This is a genomic window from Staphylococcus sp. EZ-P03, assembly GCF_003344575.1.
Lineage (GTDB): Bacteria > Bacillota > Bacilli > Staphylococcales > Staphylococcaceae > Staphylococcus > Staphylococcus simulans_B.
Map to the genome: position 1 here is coordinate 1 of NZ_QPMO01000025.1, position 20,856 is coordinate 20,856.

At 32.3% G+C, this 20,856-nt stretch carries 16 protein-coding genes; 9 read left to right on the forward strand and 7 right to left on the reverse strand.

The features are described 5' to 3' along the window. The coding region (locus tag DVJ99_RS11470; RefSeq protein ID WP_162912200.1) for an LPXTG cell wall anchor domain-containing protein at positions 1 to 515 on the forward strand (515 nt) is incomplete at its 5' end. 100 nt (positions 516 to 615) lie between these two features. Here DVJ99_RS11470 and DVJ99_RS11475 read toward each other — a convergent pair. From DVJ99_RS11475 to DVJ99_RS11485, 3 genes are all read right to left on the reverse strand, one after another. Then, a complete protein-coding gene (locus DVJ99_RS11475; RefSeq protein ID WP_105994387.1) occupies positions 616 to 1,116 on the reverse strand; it encodes a hypothetical protein in 501 nt (166 codons plus the stop codon). 150 nt (positions 1,117 to 1,266) lie between these two features. Continuing rightward, complete coding sequence (locus DVJ99_RS11480; RefSeq protein WP_114604319.1) at positions 1,267 to 1,725, reverse strand: hypothetical protein; 459 nt, start codon at positions 1,723 to 1,725, stop codon at positions 1,267 to 1,269. Beyond that, positions 1,709 to 2,542 carry a DUF3100 domain-containing protein gene (locus DVJ99_RS11485; RefSeq protein ID WP_105994389.1) on the reverse strand — a complete coding sequence of 278 codons (834 nt, stop codon included), beginning with the start codon at positions 2,540 to 2,542 and terminating at the stop codon, positions 1,709 to 1,711. Before DVJ99_RS11485 ends, DVJ99_RS11480 begins: the two co-directional genes overlap by 17 nt. Before the next feature lie 303 nt (positions 2,543 to 2,845). Here DVJ99_RS11485 and DVJ99_RS11490 point away from each other — a divergent pair, with 303 nt between their 5' ends. Continuing rightward, entirely contained in the window at positions 2,846 to 3,721 is an 876-nt protein-coding gene (locus tag DVJ99_RS11490) for a sigma-70 family RNA polymerase sigma factor (protein ID WP_114604320.1), read from the forward strand. Between the two features lie 108 nt (positions 3,722 to 3,829). Here DVJ99_RS11490 and dcm read toward each other — a convergent pair whose 3' ends face one another. The 3 genes from dcm to DVJ99_RS11505 all read right to left on the reverse strand — a co-directional run bounded on the left by dcm (position 3,830) and on the right by DVJ99_RS11505 (position 7,354). Then, on the reverse strand, positions 3,830 to 5,071 hold the full coding sequence (dcm, locus tag DVJ99_RS11495) for a DNA (cytosine-5-)-methyltransferase (protein ID WP_114604321.1): 1,242 nt from the start codon (positions 5,069 to 5,071) through the stop codon (positions 3,830 to 3,832). Between the two features lie 96 nt (positions 5,072 to 5,167). Next, positions 5,168 to 6,643 carry a Sau3AI family type II restriction endonuclease gene (locus DVJ99_RS11500; RefSeq protein WP_114604322.1) on the reverse strand — a complete coding sequence of 492 codons (1,476 nt, stop codon included), beginning with the start codon at positions 6,641 to 6,643 and terminating at the stop codon, positions 5,168 to 5,170. Between the two features lie 24 nt (positions 6,644 to 6,667). After that, positions 6,668 to 7,354: a hypothetical protein gene (locus DVJ99_RS11505; RefSeq protein WP_114604323.1), complete on the reverse strand. Its 687-nt coding sequence runs from the start codon at positions 7,352 to 7,354 to the stop codon at positions 6,668 to 6,670. A gap of 294 nt (positions 7,355 to 7,648) precedes the next feature. On the opposite strand from DVJ99_RS11505, the gene DVJ99_RS11510 reads away from it, so the two are divergent. The 5 genes from DVJ99_RS11510 to DVJ99_RS11530 are packed head-to-tail and all read left to right on the forward strand — an operon-like array spanning position 7,649 to position 17,237. Continuing rightward, the gene (locus DVJ99_RS11510) at positions 7,649 to 8,608 is read left to right on the forward strand and encodes a hypothetical protein (RefSeq protein ID WP_114604324.1); all 960 of its coding nucleotides are present in this window, start codon (positions 7,649 to 7,651) and stop codon (positions 8,606 to 8,608) included. Continuing rightward, positions 8,598 to 10,121, forward strand: a complete 1,524-nt coding sequence (locus DVJ99_RS11515; RefSeq protein ID WP_114604325.1) for a DISARM anti-phage system protein DrmE domain-containing protein — start codon at positions 8,598 to 8,600, stop codon at positions 10,119 to 10,121. Before DVJ99_RS11510 ends, DVJ99_RS11515 begins: the two co-directional genes overlap by 11 nt. A gap of 13 nt (positions 10,122 to 10,134) precedes the next feature. Continuing rightward, positions 10,135 to 13,557, forward strand: a complete 3,423-nt coding sequence (locus DVJ99_RS11520) for a helicase-related protein (RefSeq protein WP_114604326.1) — start codon at positions 10,135 to 10,137, stop codon at positions 13,555 to 13,557. Between the two features lie 19 nt (positions 13,558 to 13,576). Then, positions 13,577 to 15,526, forward strand: a complete 1,950-nt coding sequence (locus DVJ99_RS11525) for a hypothetical protein (RefSeq protein WP_114604327.1) — start codon at positions 13,577 to 13,579, stop codon at positions 15,524 to 15,526. Positions 15,527 to 15,539: 13 nt separating this feature from the next. After that, entirely contained in the window at positions 15,540 to 17,237 is a 1,698-nt protein-coding gene (locus tag DVJ99_RS11530; protein WP_114604328.1) for a nuclease-related domain-containing DEAD/DEAH box helicase, read from the forward strand. A gap of 28 nt (positions 17,238 to 17,265) precedes the next feature. Here DVJ99_RS11530 and DVJ99_RS11535 read toward each other — a convergent pair whose 3' ends face one another. Then, on the reverse strand, positions 17,266 to 18,456 hold the full coding sequence (locus tag DVJ99_RS11535; protein WP_114604329.1) for a restriction endonuclease: 1,191 nt from the start codon (positions 18,454 to 18,456) through the stop codon (positions 17,266 to 17,268). Between the two features lie 319 nt (positions 18,457 to 18,775). Here DVJ99_RS11535 and DVJ99_RS11540 point away from each other — a divergent pair, with 319 nt between their 5' ends. Continuing rightward, the gene (locus tag DVJ99_RS11540; RefSeq protein ID WP_240430852.1) at positions 18,776 to 20,482 is read left to right on the forward strand and encodes a DUF2075 domain-containing protein; all 1,707 of its coding nucleotides are present in this window, start codon (positions 18,776 to 18,778) and stop codon (positions 20,480 to 20,482) included. Beyond that, positions 20,475 to 20,813, forward strand: coding sequence for a nucleotide pyrophosphohydrolase (locus DVJ99_RS11545; protein ID WP_114604331.1), 339 nt, complete (start codon positions 20,475 to 20,477; stop codon positions 20,811 to 20,813). Before DVJ99_RS11540 ends, DVJ99_RS11545 begins: the two co-directional genes overlap by 8 nt. The last annotated feature ends 43 nt before the right edge of the window (positions 20,814 to 20,856 follow it).

The following is a 20,856-nucleotide window of genomic DNA, read 5'->3' on the forward strand; positions in this document are numbered from 1 at the left end:
CTGTGAAAGCAGGAGATGTAATCAAAGCAGTACAAACAGACGAAGCAGGCAATGTTTCTGATGAAAGTACAGTAACAGTCGGCGGAGACAACGGTGAAGTTCCTGGCACTACTCCAGGTACAGACAACACTGGTGATAACGGTTCTGTTGACAACACAGATGCACCAGATCAAACAGATGATACTAAAGTTCCAAGCGAACCAGGTACTTCTGAACCGACTGAAGGCACAGACAACAGTGCTGAAGTACCATCAACAGATGCACCAACAGCTGATAATGGTACAAACGCTCAAACATCAAACGGTGTTGAAGCTCCAGCAGCAACTGAAACGAAAGCACCAGAAGCAGCAACTGCAGATTCTAAAGCGCAACCATCTAAAGCTCAAGAATCTAAAGAATTACCTGATACAGGTAACTCAACTGGTAACGCAACAATATTCGGCGGACTTTTCGCGGCATTAGGTAGTGTGTTCTTATTTAATCGTCGTAAAAAAGACTCAAAAGAAAATAAATAATTTGTTATGACCTATGTATAGTAAATTTCTCTCAATTTTTACTAATGCATAAGCAAAGCCTCCTTAGCACACGTAAGTGTCTGCATAAGGAGGCTTCTTTTTAATGTAAATTCAATTCATCTGTATAAAGTGTTTCTGATGCCCTTGGCAACCATGGTCTGCCAGACATGAATCCTGCATGTTTACCTTCAAATTCTGTGTTCATAAGTTCATCTATAGCCTGTCTTTGCCATTCTCTTTCTCTTTTAATACAAAATCTTTCGTGTTCACTCATTTCAAATTGGTAGAGCCATTCAGGAATAAATTTCTTCGGCTTTCTCTTTTTCGTTCCTGCATACTCATTGAGTTCAATCGTTATGGCTTTTTTCTCATAATAAAATGTGTCTTTCAAAAATATTAATTCAATGGGTGCTGCTTTTGGTAAAGGCAGTCCCAATTCTTTGTACTTTGCTAAAGCAAAACCTAAACAATCTTCAGCTGGCAGCATTTCAATCGGCGGCATTAATTCGTGTAAGGATTCTACATCAAAATCTACAAAGAAGTATTTTCCTTCAAGCTTTGGATCATTTTTATAATAAATAGCGACATATGTGACTTTCATAAATAAGTACCTCTCTATCATTAGAATATTAGATGGTTTATGTTTATAGAGAGTAAGCAGTTTGAATTAGTGATGTAGTCATTATAAAAAACGAAAGCCGACGAGACAATCGACTTTCGTTTACATATAAGGTAAAATCATTGGTTTGTATTAAATAATACCTTGCAGCTTCAAAACAATATGCGCAACTACTGCTGAGCCAACATAAGTTCCCATTAAAACAACCATTCCTACTACAATGGTCTTCCAGCCCAGTTTAGCAAAATCTGCCCAAGAGTTTCCGATAGAAATCCCAGCATAAGCAACGACAGGTGTAGCAAGTGCCATCAGTTCTACGTTATGTGTCCAACTAACAATGTAAGGTGCCGTCGGCACTCCAGGAATTGTTAAAATCAGTGCCAAAATCCCTATATAAGCAATGCTAGGGATATTAAGCGGGATTAATTGCTGAAGAATCATACCTATCAGAGCAATGCCCATCAATGCAAGTACTCCTGGTACTGCCTTTGCAGGCATAATGTTTTGACCAATCCAATTACTGATCACTGCGATAATTCCAACAACTACAAGCGTTAAAGACCAATTAATAATATTAGATGTGAGTTTCATGAGTATCCCTCTTTTCTGGTACGTTTCGTTTAATCTTTGCTTTGAGTTTCATAACGCCATTGTAATAACGGATCGTTAACGGTAATGCGATTAAGATACCCATGTATAATCCGGTTACTGATGTTAAAAGATTACTTACACCAGAAAAGGCTTTGATATCACTAGCATAAGTTGGAAACATTTCAATAATAGGACCTACTGCTGCCGCAGACATAACCCCGCTGCCGACACCTGTTGCCATAGCATAAGCCAATGGATGTAGCGGAAGAACAGAAGCGATAAGCCCTGAAAAGATACTGAAGAAAATAGCACCGAAAATTGTACCAAAGATATACATAGACATGACACCGCGCCATTCAGGCGATTCGATGCCGAACTTCTCTGTGATCAAAGCCATGTTGGCTTCACGTCCGATTGAATGCGTCATACCAATTGATTCACGACGAAGTCCTAACATAATTGCTAAAGGCAAAGATAAGAAAATTGTTCCAAGGTTACCTAACTCCTGCAAAATCAAAGCAGGACCTGCCGCAATGATTTTCGGTAATGCAGGACCAGCTTCTGTACCAAATTTCGCAATTAGAATGGCCACCGAAATAAATACCATAGGTTCAGAATTCTTTGCCTGTTTCTTTTTGACTAAAGGAGTGAAATAAGCTAATAATCCTAAGACAACTCCATAAACTACAGGTAATAATAAAATTGATGTTACTCCAAGTGGAATATCGAACGGTCCGATGAGTTCACAAACAACAACAATGGCTAATACTAAAGTATGTAATCGCCAATCTTTCCAATAATGTTGTCTTTGATTCATAGTTATCTCCTCCTATTAAAATATATTCACAATAATCAGAATATTGTGTGAATGAACTCATTGTAACGTTATTGAGTAAGAAAGTGAAGAGGTAAAAGCATTAATTTTACTTATTTGGTAAAGGAAAATCAGTACATTATGCCGTAAAATAAAATTGGATAATTAATAAGAGAAAGAGAGTTGATGAATTTCCAATAGCTGATTCAAATTCAAGGATGGAGTGTGATTTTCAAATGGGCGAATAATAATAAAATAGCAAAATAAAAATAGGTAATATAAAAAAATTGATAGAGAGAGACAACAATGAAAAATCATAAAGATATCACAACAACTACTAAGAAAAATCAATATTCCAAAGCTGATACCTATCATAAAAATATGGAATATTTAGCAGAATTAAAAGATTGTACTGATGAAAAGAGAAAGGCATGTTTGACTGAAAAACTTATATACGTCAATCGCAAAAGTGTCTGTTATTTTGCAAGAAGGTTATTAAAACTTGCTAATGGAACGATAACGGATATAGACGATTTGATTTCAATAGGAAATATGGGAATCGTCTATACGATCGAGCGATTTGATATGGATAAAAAATATCAGTTTTCTAGTTACTTATTCAGCAATATCAACTTCTTGATGCTTAAGGCAATTTCAGCCAATAGAACAACTATAAAACTTCCAGCCGAAAAGATGACGAAACTCAACAAGATGAGTACTATTATGGTTCGAAATCCATATCTACTCTCAAATGAGTTAGATCAATTGCTTATCGAACAAATGAGAATAAGTGAAAATGAATTAATGGAGCTGCGCGGGTATTATCATACTCATTTTAAAGGATTAATTTCTTTAGATGCAGAATACGAAAAAATTCAAGAAGAAGAGTGTATTGAACATGCCTTAGGCTTTCTAGATATAGACTTAAGCCATTCAACTGAAACTACAGTCGTAAGTAAGATTATGTATGAAGATGTAGAACGCATCGCTAAAGAGAATCTAACTGAATCAGAATGGAAATTATTAGAAAGATACTTTGGATTAAACGGGTATGAAGCCACACCCACAGCACAAATCTCCCGTGAAGAAGGTTGCTCCAAATCCTGTGGCAGCTACAGAAAGAACAACGCCATGAGAAAATTAAAGAAGGCATTAAGACAAAAAGGATATTTTAGAAACTAACAGAATAATATAAGAAACAAGAGCCATGTACTTTATGTAAGGAATTACAGAAGTACATGGCTCTTTTGATTACTATCATAAAAAAATAACACGTTAATTTGATAGTTTTTAGAATAACTTCAATTGTGAGAAGGTATCCTCATCTTTATGTTCTTGTTCAATTTGTTCGATTTGGTTTCCTATACGTGTAATTAAAGGAACGACTAATGCATTACCCATACAGAAAAAGCGCATTCTATCAGGCATAGTATTAGTCCAATTATCAGGAAATCCGTTTAACCTTTCGGCTTCTATTGGAGTAAGTGTACGATACTTATCATTCACCTTTAGGAAGTGGGTACTTCTGTTTACTGAGCCTTCACTAGTTAACATCGTTCTAGCAGGTAAGTCTAGTGCATCAGTTTCTGACATGCCACCCTCACTAAAATAATATTCATGACCGGTTTTTGAAGTTCGTAGTATTTTTTTAGGACCGCGCAAGTACTGGAACTTCTCTATTTTTTCATCTGAAATATCATAATTTGTAACATCATTTTCTAAAATATCACCTAATGTGATTGGCTTTTCGTAAATAGGTATTGTATCTATTGTTAAGACTTTTCCATTTTCCATTATTCCAGAGTTATGGAATTGGAAGCTGAATTGATCTGAGATTTCAACAATATCTTTTGAAACATCTGTTTCGCTGATTCTTTTTTTATTTGGAACTGCTTCAACAGGAAAGGCTTTGGCAAATAATCCTTCTTTATAAATAATGTTTTCCATTGAGTATTTAGAAAGTGATTGTGCATATGATAAATCTCTTTTGTATCCGAAAATAAATACTCTGCGACGTCTTTGAGCATTGCCATAATCAGCTGCGTTAATCACACGCCATTCGATGTTATAGCCAAGTTCATTTAATGTTGAAAGCATAACTCCAAAGTCTCTACCTCTTTGTTTAGAAGGGGATTTAAGCAATCTATCAACATTTTCAAGTAATAAATACTTTGGCATTGTGTTTTGAATAAAACGTACAATTTGCCAGAATAATACACCTTTTTTACCTTGTATTCCTAATTCGCCATTTAAACTTCTTGCGACTGAGTAATCTTGGCAGGGGAATCCTCCAACAATCATATCAGCATGCGTGTCTTCCATTTCTTTATCAGGAACTTCAGCAATATCTTCGTTGCTATGGACACCTTTATCAAAATGGCTGGTATAACAATCAAAGGCATGCTGTACCTTTTTAGAGGGCTCCCATTGGTTTGCCCAAATGACGTCAAATTTATTTTCTTTTGTATTCTCTAATCCAATGCGAAATCCGCCGACACCAGCAAATAATTCAGCAACTTTGATTTGTGCCATTTTTAGCGCTCCTTCGTAACTAATTATAAATAATGGAATAATTATAACATAAAAGCGAACGATCGTTCTATAAATGTTATTACACTAAAAGTAACTTTATAATACATCTTTTAACTGTTCGGCGATGTAATCATTATTAATCCAAAAACATTGTGCCGTCATCCAATCGTTTGAATAGGCCTCGTGATCTTTTGGACGATTAATCCATTTAGCAGGTTTAGGCAATTGATCAGCATAAGTACCATTTACTTTATAATCACGCTTAGTAGCATGAGGTCTGACATGGCATATAAGTTTATCGCCTTTTGAGATAAAGTTGTTTTTAACTATTATTCCATCCTTCGTACTTTTACTTTCAACAGCTGTTAATTCTACACCATTATTCAATTTATCTACAGTATCTTGCCACATAGTTCTGACTGGACCATCTATATCCTCTTCTGGCATGCTGAAAAATTTAACACCCTTAAATATATTCTTTTCGCCATCGTCTTTAAATACAATAAATAAAAATCGAGCTTGGCGTAAGAAGTTGTTCCAAGAAGCGGTTGGTGTTCCATCAACATCTTCCCACTTTTCTTCAGCTAATTCTTTAAAATTGAATGCAGGAAATGACATACTTTCTTTATTCTTGTTATTTTTATCAAATTGAATAGTTTTAACATTAATCATTGCTTTCTCAAATTCATCTACTTTTTCAAAAGCATCGCTGCTATTCGCGTTACCATTCAAATTTAGAATATGAGATGCAATTTGATAATTAACACCTTTAGAATTAGATTTAATATCAAAAATTCTTTGTAATTCTTTTTTAGTCTTACCAATATAAGGTTCGAATCTTTCCTTAACAATATCTTCAATTGATTTTTCTTGTGCAATATCATTATCAGTAATAATAGATTCAGATTTTTCATCGCCAAAAATATACTTTCTTATAAGAGATGTAATATAACCTGATTTGAAAGAGAATGCTCGTTGTTTAGCCAAAGTATCAGAATAGGGCTGTGTTCTCATAGAACTTTTATTAACACCCTTAGTACAAGGGGATAGATATTGGAAATAGCGTTCACTTAATTCGTGGGCACGACCTTCTAAAATATATTTATGTACCAATTCCCAATCTTGTTTTATGATTTCTAAATCCTTTTTATTGTTTTGAATTTCAAATAATGCCGTTTCAACAAACTTCCAGTTTCCTTTAGGTACATCTTTTTCTTTTTCATAAAACCCTAATTGAATACTTTGGTTTTTAGACATGAATTTACTGCTTTCAAATTCCTCATCTGCCAGATCATTATAATTAATGATATTTAAAACGAGGCGTTCAGCAGCACTATATTTTCCGCTTTTCACTTTTTTAATTGGAGTTGCTTTTAATTCCACCCCGGCTTCAGCCATATCTGGAAGACTTAGGTTGTCTTTTTCCTTTCCAAACCAATTTTCAAAGGCATCTCCAAAAGTACTTTTAGTATTTGTAACTACGCCATCCTTACTTAGTTCTAGTAAAGTTTTACCAACAATCTCCCGTGCTCTTTTTCGAACTTTTTCTTTTGTATCATATTGCTCACTCATTAGAATTCACCCGGTTTCATATTTCTAATAATATTTTACTTCTTCTTCTGTAACATAAAATTTATACCTTGTAACTTTCTCTAAAATACTTTTAGGACATACTATGTTCAAAGGATTTTCTTTTAATTTAGGGGACGCTACCCAATATGGTCCACTATTTCCTTTAAGGTATATCTTTCCTTTTCGATTAGGATGATTTATGGCAGCCCTTGCTGACTTTGCTTTATCTTTATAGTTTGATGGATTAATGTCGTAATATTTGTTTAATAGGGCTAACAAATCCTTTTTTCTGATTGAAAATGCTTCTATTTCTTTTATATTGTTCATGGTAATCGGCTTATTAGGATTGTGTGATTTACCCCAGCAAAGTAAATAAGTATCAGTTTGTGAGTATTGCTTACCAAAAAGCCATCCTGCTTTATGGACATCATTAGCATTAAAAAATGAAATTTCTAAAGCAAAAGTGGGAATGTTTTTATCAAAATAATTATTAGCTGCCTTTTCATCAATATTGATACGGGTGTTATTCTTATATGTAATTGTTAAGTCTACCCCTTCATATTGATCATCGTTATTCTCGGAGAAATGATTTCTAAAAATGTCTTGTATCGCATCAAAATGATTTGGCAATTCACTATAAAAGTAACAATCTAAAAACTTACTGATTTCTTTTTCATCAACTAAATCTTGTTTAATTCGACTCTCGACCATATTTATCCCCTCCGTTACAAATTACTCTTAACGTTAATTATCTCGAAAGTACAAAGATAATTCAATAAGAAGCAGGTTGAAATACATAACAAAATAATAGTTTTAATCAATTTTATAATTGGAACTTCCATGTTGATGACATAAGTATTTTAAGATGAGAAATATTTTAAAAAGTCAAAAAGTTACGAGAAATAAATGGTTCTATCTGATAAAATTAAACAATAAGGAGAAGAACTTTGATTACCGAATATTATATGAATAATCTTTGTTAGTAGAGTTTTAGGAGGGATGATTATGAATAGTTTTAATGAAAAATATAGAATGACTGATAATATAACATGGGATAAATTCAAAGTATGGATGAACTTTTTTTATAACATAGGAGAATTTGTAGAAAACCAAAAAACCATAAATTTATACATATCTTATATAGATGATATTTTCCCGAGCATCTTTTTAGCGAAAGGGATAATTGATTGTTATTTAGAAAAATTAAGTTATGATATACCACCTATTGAAAAAGAGTTAGTAATAGGAGATATTATCTTATATAAAGAAGGTAATAAATGGCTTAAAGCTAAGGTTGTAAACGTTTTTAATCATTCAATTTTTAATGAGGCATATAGAAACCCTTATATAAGTTTAGAGTTTGATAGTCGAATCAAGTCTGATAATATTACGAATCAAACTCCTAAGAGTAAATGGGAAGGTAATATCAAGTTAAATGCAAATTATAAAAGTACCTCAGGCCGGGCTGTTAAAATTAACAATAATATAAGCAACTACTTTTCAGAGAAATATGGACAAAGTGTAGTAGATTATATTACAGCGACAAACAAAACATTAGTGAACATAGTGGGTCATAATATTTCTGAAAAATTTAAAAATGATATAGCGCTAATTGAATTCGAAACCCACAATTACGCGTATAATTTAAATGAGATTTTTTATTTTGATGATGAAGAATATAGTTACCATAACATTAAAATGATTAAATCGAAGCAACAGAAAAATATACAGGATAACAAACCTGTTTCAATATTTGTTGGGGATAATGCTAGCGTTACGATGTCAAATAGTACCACTAACAGAAATATTTACATTTCAAATAGACGCAATAGAAATACCATGAGAGAAATTCTATTAAGTAATATAAATAACGCTCCACAAAGGAATAATAATGAAGAACTGACAAACTTTATAAAAAAGCATAATTTAAAAGTACCTAAAGGAGTGGAAATTTATGCGTACTAATGTATTAGCCTTTTTAAATGATTACACTCATAGCAGTAATAAAATTCAACAAGTCAGAGTAGACTCTAAAGAAGTTAAACAATTCCATAAAATTTACGAGAATTTTTATAGGAAATTAGGACATTACAGTAAAGAATTGCAAGACCAATTAAAAGTGTTAAAACCACTTAATTTTTATTTGCAAATATCTTGTTTGAATTATTCTGAACTGATTGATGAAAAATTGGATGAAGTAATGGAAAAGAAGATAGTGGAGTTTTTTAATGAAATATATAATTTGGATGACCCTACGCTAATACATTTAGTCGAGTTATATCAGAAAATATTGAATCAGTTCTTGGAGAATGAAGTTGATAATAAAATAGACAAAGAACTCAATCATTTACTTAGGGAGAACGAAGGTGAAAGAATAGCAATTGTAAGCTTTGAAAGCCTGGAAAAAAAATACAATATCGAAAAAGTTGACGTTTATCATCCTAATAAGCTTTTGAAAAGAAATGAATTATACGATGTAGTTATTTTTATAGGTACACCATCACTTTTCCCTGAATATCAAACAACATTTTTTGGAAAAGAAATATACTATATTTCTCATGATATATATAATATCAACTTCAAAACTGAATCAATATTAAATAAGTCTAAAAATGCTCTTTCAAATTTATATGAAAAAGTAAATTTGGAAGCGGATGATTTTAAACTGAGAGATAAGCCATTTATGGACGATGAAGCAGTAAATGTTGAAAAAGAAATAAGGATTAATTATTTGGTTGAAAAGTATACAGGAAAAAGCGAGAGTGAACTTAATAGTAATATACCGGGGTATATGATTCCTTTTACAAAAGGCAGGGTTTATTTTGTCCCAGAAGGTGCTAGAGTTCATACTTTAAAAATTTCAAATGATGCAGTTCTTGGTGAAGATCTTCAGGTGCAAAGAGAAACTTTAAAAAATTTAGAAAAAGGAGATTGGATAATCATAAAAAAATCCACTGCATCCAAGTACTTGTCCGAAATCGCAATGAAATTAATAGGAAGAAGAAATTATGAAAATCATTATAGCTATATAAAAAAATATAAAGATGATTTGTTGGAAAAATTAGAAGAAAAAGGTAACTTGAAAAATCTGTTTAGTGATATGAGAAGAGAAGGGGTAAATATTTCAGATATTATGTTGCTAAAAAATTGGGTTTATGGTGAAACTATAAAGCCGCGAGTGCTGACAAAAATATTGAAGTATTTAAATTATTCTGATGAAAAAATCCAACAGACGTTGATAGCTGCAGAGGAAATAGTAAGGTCTCATAAGAAGGCAGGAAGAGAGAGTAATAAAAATTTAAATGAAAAAATTCAAATGATTGATAATGAAGAGATTATGGAAGAAATGATTCAACATGAGGAGTATGAATTTGAATTAGAAGGAGTCGGCGAATTTTTAGTTCAACAAATTCAATATTCTCCTCAAAAACTAGAGGATATAGATGTTTACCATATGTACAGATTGTTAGAAGGGTAGAGGGAAAATTATTATGAAAAACTTATTAGAAACCAACGTAAAGAATAGAGAAAAGTTAATTGCAAATTTGCATGAAGAAGTGATTGGTCCATTAAAAAATTTAAAGCATGTTAATGTTATAGATGAACAAACGACACAAGAGAACATAACAGGAAATGTCTTTGCATATAAATATGGTGGTAAAACAGAAGAAATTTTTAACACAGGAAGACCTAGTAAAAAATATGCATCTGGCTTATTGTATCCTAAACAGACAGTGCCAATTGTAGAAGATGAAATAGGGGAAAGTGAAGAAGTCATAGAAGGTGAAACACAAATTGTTCATCAGGATGTTAATCAAAACCCATATATTCAGTCAACAATGGGAATAACTTTTGCTGTTCCATTAGAAGCAGAAAAGCTTAATGTTAAGTTTGAGTGCGGTAAATATAATCAAATTGCAAATTATAATAGTAATTTACAAATAACTGAGAATGCACAAAACTGGTGGTTCAGAAAATCATATTACTCTAATACAGAAATTAATTTACAAAGAAATGTAAGACTCTCAAAAGAACAACTTGAAATCAAAGATGGAGTGGGAAAAGAAAATGATGATACGAACATAATATTACATTCACACATTAGAGAGCTGAAAAATTTAAAAATTGTTACTTTAACTATAGAAAATGCTGAGAATTCTACAGAAGAGAAGGATATACTATTTCAATGTTTATTAGAAGCTAGTTTATCAGATGAAGGAAGCTTTGTACCTTACCCTAAAGCATCAGATATGAATATTGAAATAAGCAAAGAAGAAAAAAAGTTTGAATTTTTATATTTGAATGAAAAAAACTACGCTTTTGGTCATGACTGTGCTACTGAGTGGGATACTAATGAGAGCGGTGAAGTAACCAAAATAAAATCAACATTTTTACCAGAATATGAAATAAAAACCATGACACCGGATATCAAAGTGGATGGTAATCTGCTAGAAATTCATCACGCTAGAATTTCATCATGTGAAAGTTACGAAGAACTATTAGAAATTTTAACCCCCTTAATAAATGGTTATGAAAACTGGTGTGAAAATTTAAAAAATCAAAAGGTTTTAAAATATTATGAAGAAGTGAAGTATGAAAATCTTAAAGAGATAGAATATAGCATTATTAGAATGAAAAAAGGACTAGCTCTGCTCAAAGAAGAATCAGTATTTAAATGTTTTAAGTTGGCAAACCTGGCAATGTTAATGCAAATGAATAATGGCACAGACTTAAGAAGTGCTACTTATGAAAATGGATTTTTACATTTTGATAAAGAATTGGATGTAAATGGGTTTGATGATTTGAATTATTTAGATTTTGAAAAGCTTAATCACAGTATAAATCAACAAATAGAGTTAGGAAATCCAGCTTTTGACAAAAAGTGGAGAGGATTCCAAATAGGTTTTATCTTACAATCATTAGATGCGATAGTAAATAAAAAAAGTGAAGATAGAAATATTGTTGATTTAATATGGTTCCCAACTGGTGGGGGAAAAACAGAGGCATATCTAGGTGTAGCAGCATTTTCAATGTTATATCGAAGAATGATTGATAAGTCGGATGTTGGCGTGGATATATTAATGAGATATACACTACGTTTGTTAACTGCTGATCAATTCCAAAGGGCAGCAAGATTAATATGTAGTATTGATTATATCCGAGATAAATTTAAGGAACTGTTAGGAGAAGAACACTTTAGCATAGGTCTATGGGTTGGAAAATCTAGCACACCTAATACGATTAAAGAAGCAAGTAAAGCATTGTTAGAATGTCAAAAGGATAGTAAAAACAACTTTATAGTAGAAAGGTGTCCGTGGTGCGGTGCTGAAATGAAAGTGATAAATAATAATGGTAGCAATCATTATTTAGGTTATAAGATTACGGGGGAATTAGAAGTATATTGTCCAGATGAAAAGTGTCACTTTCATAATCATCTTCCTATTTCTTTTGTGGATGAACAACTGTACAAGAACCCTCCTACATTTTTAATTGGAACTATTGATAAATTTGTTCGTTTAACATGGGTTCCAGAAGCAAGGAGTTTATTTGGAATAGACAATGATGGTAATCGAAAATTATCACCACCAAATATTGTAATTCAAGATGAATTACATTTAATTTCGGGTCCATTAGGCTCTTTATCAGGTATGTATGAAACACTAATAGAAAATCTTTGTACAGATGAAAGATACGGAATAAAACCGAAAATAATTGCTGCAACAGCAACTATAAAATCTTATCAAAACCAAATCAAGGCATTATATGGAAGACAAAATACTAACTTATTTCCACCAGCTGGTTTTGATATCAATGACAATTATTTTTCAAGCGTAGAAGTGGGAGACGATGGTAAACCAGTGCATGGTAGGAAATATATTGGTCTTTACTCTACTACACAAGGAAAGTTGCAATCTCAAGTACAGACTCTTGCATCGTTACTTATAAGCGGAAAAGACCTGGAGCCAAATTACAGAGACCCATTTTGGACAATATTATCTTTTTACAATACTATTAATGACATCGGCAAAGCTCAAACACTGACAGAGGCAGATATAAAAGACACAATGAACAGTTATTATAAAAATAGAGATATACAAGATGGGCGAATATTAAAAGATAAAGCAGTTAAAGAATTAACTTCTCGACTAAGTAACGGGGAAATATCTCAATCTTTAACGGAAATGAAAACAAGTTATACAACTATAAAAAATAGGGCTCTTGATATTGTGCTTGCCTCAAACATTATAGAAGTAGGCGTCGATGTTAATAGATTAGCGCTAATGACTATCATTGGTCAACCTAAGTCCACAGCACAATATATTCAAGTGAGTGGGCGTGTTGGAAGAAAACCTCATGAAAGTCCTGGACTTATTGTTACTGTATATAACCGAGGAGACAGCAATGATAAATCGCATTATGAACATTTCAAGGAATATCACCAAAAATTATATGCAAATGTTGAAGAAGCCAGTGTTACTCCGTTTTCAAACTTCTCTATAAAAAGAGGGCTGCCTGCCGTTATAGTTGGTTATATAAGACAAAGATTGGGACTGAAATCTCTAGGACGGTACCCAGATGCTCAAGCTATTAAAGATAATGAGGACAGTATTATCCAATTTGTTTCTGATTATGTGGGAGAAAAAATGAGTTTAGTAGACGACTCAGAATTTGAAATACTTCAAGAAACATTTGCGGATATAATGAATAAATTAACTGCTAGAGACTACGAGGCTTGGGAACTAACACAATATAAAAATGGGGTTATGATTCCTATGCAACAACAAGAGGAAATTCAAAATGATGATGCTGTACCTATGATTAATTCTATGAGAAATGTAGATTCACAAAGCAGGCTAAAAGCTAAAGGATTGGAAAACAAATATAAAGGTTTATTAAAGAGAAAGAGAAATTAAGAAAAGATGGGTGAGTAAGGTGAGTAACAACAAGGAAATAAATATTGCTAAAGGTAAGTTAGTTGGAGAAAAAGGTCCTGGGAGTCTTTATGTTGATACAGAAGGAATATCTTATTTGATTAGTGCTGTAGATAAATGGTATGAAGAAGCAAAATCAAATATAAATATTGAAGAATTAAAAATTAGAGATGCAAGAATTGAAAGAATGTTGAATATAGACCATTTAAGAAAGGTACCAGCATATATCAAACATAATTTTTCGGAAGAAAGCGTTAATACAGAAATGGAAATACCCATTCAAAGATTTCCTCTAGTGCATTACTGCTCAAAATGTAAAACAATTGATGAATTTCAACCAGGATCGTATAACAAAAAGAAGATGTGCAAAAAATGTGGAGTACCTACTAACTTTGTACAGTTTCCAATTGTAATTGTTTGTGAAGAAGGACATATTAGAGATTTTCCTTATTTTAGATACGTTCATGGACATCAGGATATAGACACTGGAGTTAAACATGAAGTGAGAATTCAGCAACTAGGAAGTTCTATACTTCATAGTAAGTTAGTTTGTAGTTGTGGAAGTGAACATTCTTTAGTAGGGGTAACAGGTAAAGCAGGTGAAGGTCAATTAACTCCATTCCAAAAAGAAATGAAAGGCGCAGAATGTTTTGGAAATAAACCCTGGGCAGGAGAAGATAATACAGATGGTAAATGTAATGCAAAGCCAACAGCTATATTAAGGAATGCCTTGAACGTCTATCGTCCTGATGTCTTTTCAGTACTCTCTATAAGTGAGCATAGAGATTCCAGTGCTTCTAGTTATGAAGATGTCTTAATTGAAGAGTTTGACAGGCTGGCATTGTACGAAACTGAGCGTAATAAAAAATTATCTGTGGCGCCTTCGTTTAAATGTTCGGAACAATCAATAATAAAACAAGTGAATTTTGTTAGAAAATTAGAAGAAATCGTTATACAAACAGGTTTTCACAGACTATCAAGTTCAGATGAAAACATTGCAATGTCTAAAGCAGTAGATTCTTCAAGTAATATAATGTTTAGTGATAGTTCTAAGGAATATAATTGGCTTCCAGCTAAACAACTTTTCGGAGAGGGAATATTTGTTGAATTTAATAAAGAAGTACTAGAGAAGTGGCAGGAAAATGAAGAGGTGATTCATCACTTCAGTCATGCTCAAAAAAGAACAATCACTAATCATTTAAGTAATAAATTTGAAACGCCTTTATCAGTTTTAATTCATACTTTAGCTCATGGGTTAATGAAAGAATTCAGTAAAAATTCAGGGTATTCAAATACGGCTTTAAAAGAAAAGTTATATGTGAAAGATGGAAAGTATGGTTTGTTAATTTATGTAACAGATAGTGATAAAGAAGGAACTTTTGGTGGATTAGTAAGTTTAGCGAATGAAGAAAAATTCAAGCATAATTTCAATAATGCATTAAGAAGTATGGACTGGTGTAGTTCAGACCCTGTTTGTTATGAAACTGGATTGAATCAAGGGCAAGGATTGTTTAACTCTAATGGTGCTGCTTGTCACAACTGTACTTACGTACCGAATACTAGTTGTTCTTATAGTAATTGTTATTTGGATCGTGATTATGTATTTCGAAATGATTCGGAGGTGTGTATTTCCAAATTTTATAACTGGTTTCATACAGGGTTAAACATTGAGATTAAAAAAATAGGAACTACAGTCGATGATGTTTATTCAAGCTGGGATGAATTAAAAATAGTTGAGGACATCGATATTGAATATTACCAATCTAAAGCTAAGAAATTACCAGATTATATGGAAGCGGTCATTTCTATCGATGATAAGGAATTTGATGCAAAGTATATATGGAAAGATTTAAAGATTATAGTATTGTACGGACAGGAAGAACAAGATAATGAACTTAAAGACGAATATTTCGGTAAACATGGAGAATGGGAATTATTAAAAGAAAGATAAGGAGGGAGTATTAATGGCTTACTTAATACCAGAAAAGAAATTGGAAGAAATCGATTTTAATGGTAGTTCAGGTGAAGAACAATTATATAAAGAATTTCTGGAATTAGATGATGACTATATTATTTTTCATTCCTTAGATTGGATGTCAAAACATAAATATAAAGTGCGTGTTGGAGAAGCGGATTTCATAGTATTTCATAAACAATATGGAATTATTTCTTTAGAGATTAAACATGGTGGTATAGCTGGTGAGAATGGAGAGATATATCAAATAAACCGCAAAACTGAAAAAAGAATTCCGATAGACCCTATGTCTCAAGCAAATAAATCTACTTATAAATTTAGAGATATATTAAGAGAAATCAATGATGAGTATGGAAATAAGATTAAAATATACTCAATGGTTTGGTTTACTGGTGTTGATAAAAATAATATTAGTGGGGATTTACCACATAATTATCTAGTTGATGGTAACACGTTTTTTAGAAACCATATGGCAAATGTTGATCAAACTTTCAAAAGTTTTTTTAACTTCCATAGTGTTCCAAAGCAAAATATTAGTGATAAATTAGCGAAAGAAATTGTATATAAAATTTCTCCTGATTTTTCAGTGTTTCCTAGTATGTCAAACTTGATTGAGGAAAATGATTATTATTTCAATAGAATGACTAATGAACAGAATTACTTATTAGATTACCTAGAAGAACAACAGCTTGCAGTTATTCAAGGTGGAGCAGGTACTGGGAAAACGATGCTTGCTATAGAAAAAGCTAGAAGATTACCAAGTACGGAAGAAGTAGTTTTCTTGTGTTTTAACAACCTGTTGATGGAGTATTTAAAAAAACAGTATAACGACTATTTACCTAATGTCACATTTGCCAATCTGAACTCTCTAGCTGCAAGAGCATTAAATAAACAACCTACTGATCAGGACATAATTTATTTTTTAGAAAACTTTGATGAATATAAGAATGTATGGAAATTCAAACATATAATTATTGATGAAGCACAAGATTTTATAGACGAGACAGTTACACTTCTTAAAGAAATATCTATATTACAAGAGGGAGTATTTTATGTCTTTTATGACAAAAATCAGTTAGTACAAAGAAGAGATAATTTAAAATGGTTAGATGATATGGAATGTCGCTTAGTACTAAGCAGAAATTGTCGAAATACCAAAAGTATCGCTGAAACTTCTTCTAAACCTATTGGGTTAGAGAAAGTGAAAATGAGAATTAATTTGCCAGGTGATATTACTTTGTATCACAACTCCAAAACAAAAGAAGAACTAGTGGAGTGGCTAGAAAAAAGAATAAGGCATTATACAGACAATGGTGTCGAAAAAAGGCAAATAACTATTTTAACTTTAAAAACACTTTCTAACTCAGTATTATCGGATGTGAAAAAAATTGGTGGTTATTCCTTAGTAAATGAAATAGATGATAAAAATATAACATTTACCACTGCTAGGAAATTTAAAGGGTTGGAAGCAGATGTTATTTTTATAGTTGATATTGATGCAGAAACATTCAAAAATGATGAAAATAGAAGAGTGTTCTATGTGGGTGCTTCAAGAGCTAAAAGTCAATTAGAATTAATTTCTGTTTTAAGTGATGCTGAAGAAAAAGAGATGATTTATAGTTTGACTAAAGGTACTGGACGCAGAAGATTATTGCTATCATCAAATTTAAAGGTAAAAATAATTTAAACCAGCTGAAATCAGCTGGTTTTTTTGACTAAAAGTTTGCAAGGTAGGATATAAGTTTTTTCTCGGAAGTAATATAACTTTTTTTGAGGATTTTTATTATATCTGTTCCTGTTAAAATAAGAATACGTTTTTTATCTTCTATAATCTCTTTATATGCTTGTCTTCCTAAGAAGCTGGTTGTTATAAACACACCGAATTCATCGTATTGTAAACGCGATATAAATCTTGAAGTTTCTTTTACACCTACTGCATTTGTAGTTTGATAACATTTAGCTTCTAAGATACAAGGTAAATTAACTTTATTACTATTAATACCTATTGAATAATAACCAATTGCATCCCTACCTCCATCTTTTACTTTTCTCGTTTTTTCAAAGTGAAAATTATTATCCATAGTAGATACTAATTCCACAGCTAAAGATTCAAATCGATAAGGATCATCAGAGAAGTGATTAATTATTATTTCCATCATTTTTTCTTCTGTTTTGGAATCAAAGAAAATTTGTGCTTCTTTGCTTCGAACATAAATCTCATTGGGAGCTTCTAAAACCATTTTCTTTGTAATAGCATTTTTTCTTTTATATTTAAGCCAGACTTTTGGCGCGAATTTATCACTGTCGTCAGGAGAATTTATTAATGCATCTAACCATTCACGATAAATAATATCTTCACCTGTATTTAAAATAGAAAAGCGGGCTTCATAATTTTGGAACCTATTACCCTTTTCATCAGTTCTCCAAATTGCTGTAAGTAAGGATTCACTACTTTCGCCAATAATATGTGGTACTAAAAGGCCGATAAATTGTACACTGCGACTACTATTAATTGTTGGAGATTTCTTGAACATAAAGATAGGAAGCTGACTCCAATCGTTAGCTTTATCTAGACCCCAGATATACTCCAGTTGTTGGTTTCCTTTTTTCTTTGTATTTTTGAGTTCTGTCCCTGCTGTTCTATTATCCCCGAAGTATGTAACTGTACCAGTTTCTTTATTGATTTCATCTGGCCAGTTTATATCTTCACCAGAAGTATATAGGACTAGATAAGCAGGATCTCTGTTTTTGTTTAATTTTAATCGGAACCCACCGCTATTCCCTGTTTTCATCAGCTTGCCTATAACATCATCGGATAGGTTGCCTTTATTTCCACCTTCATAAATAGCATCAATAATTAAATTTGCATCCCTTAATTCCTGAAAAGGGACTATTCCATTACTCATAATATCACCATCAATAGAACTAGTTTGTTTTCTGTATATCGTGCTCTATTTATTCCTAATATCAATGATACTAATAATTATGAAGTTTGGCTATTTATTTTAAAATATCATATTACATTATATGGCATTTTCTATTTTGGGTTGGTTATTGTAAAAAGATTTGAGGGTGGTGCTTCAAATGTTGAACCTTTATAAGTTTAAAACTATAATTATCTTAAATACCATTGTAGTAAATAATTACTACAATAATTACACGGTGCGATAGGTGATTAACATGAATAGGAAGCGGAAACCTATAGTAAGGAACATAGGGTATTCGATGCGTGATTTGAATGATTCTGTGAATACGTGGAGACATTCTGATGATGAGAAGTATCTGTTGAGTTACCCAACTGTCTATATTATCAATAGTCAGGAGAAAAAAGATGGTTTTAAGGTGTATGTAGGGGAGACGTCTGATATAAGAGGACGTACTTCGACTCATATTAATACGGATGCGAGAATGAAAGAATATTGGCAAGACTTTTCATTATCGTTAACTTCAAATATGTATGTGATCGGTCATTATTATTTCAATAAGTCTCTAACATTGGATATAGAGAATCGACTAATGCAATATTTATCAAGTGTCCAAAGTATTGAAAAAATCTTTAATAGTAGAACGAATCAGCAGAATGAGTATTATACTTCTGATCAATTAGATACGATTTTTACGGATATTTGGAAAGAGCTTAACAAAGAGAATGATATCTTGTTTCCGGTTGAAAGTATTATTAGAGATTCAGCGATATTCAAAGCTTCTCCATTCCATAAATTGACGCGAGAACAAAATATAGCGAAAGAAATGATTATAGGGAAGATCAAAGTAGCGTTACATAATCATTTAGAAGAACAGTTAGTGCTGGTAGAAGGTGAAGCGGGGTCTGGCAAAACAGTATTAATGAGCAGTTTGTTTTTTGATTTAAAGCGTGATGCTTTAGAAGAAAATGACAATCAACCTTTGAATGTTTACTTACTCGTAAATCATGATGAACAATTAAAGGTCTATCAAGAAATCGCTAAGAAGTTAGGACTTTATGATGAGAAAGATAAGAAACAAGCTATTGTAAACAAGCCTACGAGTTTTATTAATCAACGCAGCCCAGAAGATAAGGTTGATGTTGTAATCGTGGATGAGGCGCATTTATTATGGACACAAGGCAAGCAATCTTATCGCGGTAAGAACCAACTCAATGATTTGATTGAACGTGCTAAGGTTGTTGTTGCGGTATTTGATAGAAACCAAATCTTAAGTACTGAACAAGTGATAGAAGCAGATCAGTTAGAAAAAATGATTAAGGAAACAAAAGATAATAGTAATCACATTCATCTTAATAATCAAATGCGTATCAATAGTAACGAAGACACTGTCAACTGGATTCGCAGTCTTATAGATAAACAAAGCATAAATAATATTCCTGAAGATGAAAAGTATGACCTTAAAGTATTTGATCAACCTATACAATTAGAACAAGCGATACGAAATAAAGCTCGATCTCAAGAATCTGGTATTTCACGCTTGCTTGCAACTTATGATTGGAAGTATAGCAGCAACAAGCCTGAAGACTCGGATTATTGGCGTGTACGTATTGGTGAATGGAGCATGCCTTGGAATAGTCAACTTAAAGTCCAAAGACGAGAAAAATCTTTATCTTGGCCCGAGCAAAGTCAAACTATCGATGAAGTAGGTTCAACATTTACCATACAAGGTTTCGATTTAAATTATGCAGGTGTGATTATTGGTCCGTCTGTGAAATTCAGAGATGGTAAAATTATTTTTGATGGTTCAGAGAGTTATAATAAAAAAGCAACTAGAAATAGAACACTCTCAGATAACACTAAAGCTAAATTCACAGAAGAATTGCTTAAGAATGAATTAAACGTCTTATTAACACGCGGCGTTAATGGCTTATATATTTACGCAGTAGACGAAGCCTTGCAAAACGAACTTAAACGTGCCGCAAACGGAGGTATAGACCATGAATAATACAGAACAACTGATTCAAGAAATTAATGATTTTCGCAATGCGCGTAATTGGCGTCCTTTTCATAATGAAAAGGATTTAGCAATTTCATTGTCACTTGAAGCTTCTGAGCTTTTAGAATTGTATCAGTGGAAACAACCTGAAGAGGTCAATGATACAAAACGTGAGCGTATAGCAGAAGAACTCGCAGATGTTCTCATTTACAGTTATATGATTGCGGATAATCTGGATATGGATATCGATGACATCATCAGACAAAAGTTGAAGAAGAATGCAATCAAGTATCCTGTTGAGAAAAGTAAAGACTCAAATAAAAAATATACTGAACTATAGAAGTGTGGGCTGCTCGAAATTTCAACGAGCAGTCCTTTCATTT